This window comes from Bartonella capreoli (genome assembly GCF_902813205.1).
GTDB classification, from domain to species: Bacteria; Pseudomonadota; Alphaproteobacteria; order Rhizobiales; family Rhizobiaceae; genus Bartonella; species Bartonella schoenbuchensis.
The window spans coordinates 1-464 of the sequence record NZ_CADDZX010000183.1 but is presented as its reverse complement, the minus strand read 5'-3'; the positions used below and the strand labels follow the sequence as shown (position 1 = coordinate 464).

Below are 464 nucleotides of genomic sequence, written 5' to 3'. Positions count from 1 at the left end.
TGGTGAAGATGTTCCTACACATCAGCCCGTGGAGCATTTGGCTTCCTTGCGCGCAATGCCCAATCATCTGGTTTTTGGCCCTGCTGATGCTATGGAGACAGTTGAGTGTTGGCAATTGTCTTTGAAAGCACGAAAGACACCTTCTACTTTGGCTTTGAGCCGACAAAATTTACCACTTTTGCGGCAAGAGTATGAAGAAGAAAATCTCTGTATGCTCGGTGCTTATGAATTCCTAACAGCTAGCGATGATGCACAAGTGACGCTGTTTGCTTCTGGTTCAGAATTGCAAATTGCGGTAGAGGCACATGCGGTTTTAGAAGAAAAAGGCATCCCAACGCGTGTGGTTTCTGTGCCTTGTTTTGAACTCTTTGCGCAGCAATCTCTTTCCTATCAGCGTGCCCTCATTGGGGATGCTCCAATTAAAGTTGCTATTGAAGCTGCTGTTCGGCAAGAGTGAGACCGTT

The 464-nt window shown here is 46.6% G+C and carries 1 pseudogene; it reads left to right on the top strand.

The features are described from left to right. Positions 1 to 451, top strand: a pseudogene (locus J7R05_RS07970) (transketolase-like TK C-terminal-containing protein); the annotation flags it as partial. Positions 452 to 464: the final 13 nt, after the last annotated feature.